Genomic DNA, 780 nt, shown 5'->3' with positions numbered 1-780 from the left:
AACCCTCGCCTATTCAGGGAAAAGCCTAATGCAGCGCTTCTCCCGCATACCCCTGCGCCAGATCCTGTTCGGTGCAAAGCCTCTCGAAGAGAGCAAGCACCAACTCGTCGGGCGCGCTCCCATGCACGCGCAGGCATATCTCTCTGGCCTCGGCCAGCAGTCGTTCGGTTTCGGTCATGGTCGGAGTGTCGCTGCCGGCCGGGCCGGGCGTCGATTGTGGGGTCTACGTACCCCGGGAAGCAGGTGATATCCATGGCTGAATCTTCCGCCGCCATCGACGCACTGGCACGCAAGATCGAGCGCGAGGTGTTGCGCCGGCTTGCCTCCGTCGGGCAGGCGCGCATCGCCGAGCAACTGGGCGTGAACGAGTCCACCGTCTCGCGCTGGAAGGACGGCGATATCGCGCGTTGGGCACGCTTCCTGGCGCTACTCGGGCTCAAAGCCACGCCGCAGGAGTACCGCTGCTACGACGAGCAAACCCTGGCTGCGATGTTCACGTTTGCCAAGCAGCGGATGGACCAGCTGCAGGGCGTCGATCAGCTTGTTTTCGAGGACGACGAATAGTGCGCACATCCACCACCGCGGCCCTGATGGGCCAGAACCCGAGGTTCCGCGCCTACCTCGGCGCCGACACCGAACAGGCCGCCCGCGATGCGCTGTGCCGGCAGTGTGGGATCCAGAGCCGGGCCGAGCTGGATACGAATCCGGATGCTGAGGCGCGGTTTCATGCGATTCGGAAGGCGTTTGCGTATGGGAGGTCGAATTGACTATGTTCGCCCC

At 64.1% G+C, this 780-nt stretch carries 2 protein-coding genes; one reads left to right on the top strand and one right to left on the bottom strand.

Going from position 1 to position 780, the window contains the following annotated elements; genetic code table 11:
- Nucleotides 1–25: 25 nt before the first annotated feature.
- Nucleotides 26–178 (bottom strand): hypothetical protein, encoded by a 153-nt coding sequence (locus tag ABD104_RS30235; RefSeq protein WP_343928892.1) that lies wholly within the window; start codon nucleotides 176–178, stop codon nucleotides 26–28.
- 74 nt (nucleotides 179–252) lie between these two features.
- On the opposite strand from ABD104_RS30235, the gene ABD104_RS30230 reads away from it, so the two are divergent.
- On the top strand, nucleotides 253–564 hold the full coding sequence (locus ABD104_RS30230; protein WP_343928891.1) for a CII family transcriptional regulator: 312 nt from the start codon (nucleotides 253–255) through the stop codon (nucleotides 562–564).
- Nucleotides 565–780 lie beyond the last annotated feature (216 nt).

The sequence above is a fragment of the Pigmentiphaga daeguensis genome (assembly GCF_039523035.1).
Classification (GTDB): domain Bacteria; phylum Pseudomonadota; class Gammaproteobacteria; order Burkholderiales; family Burkholderiaceae_B; genus Pigmentiphaga; species Pigmentiphaga daeguensis.
Note: the sequence above shows the minus strand (reverse complement) of the source record. Positions and strands in the feature narration are given on the sequence as shown.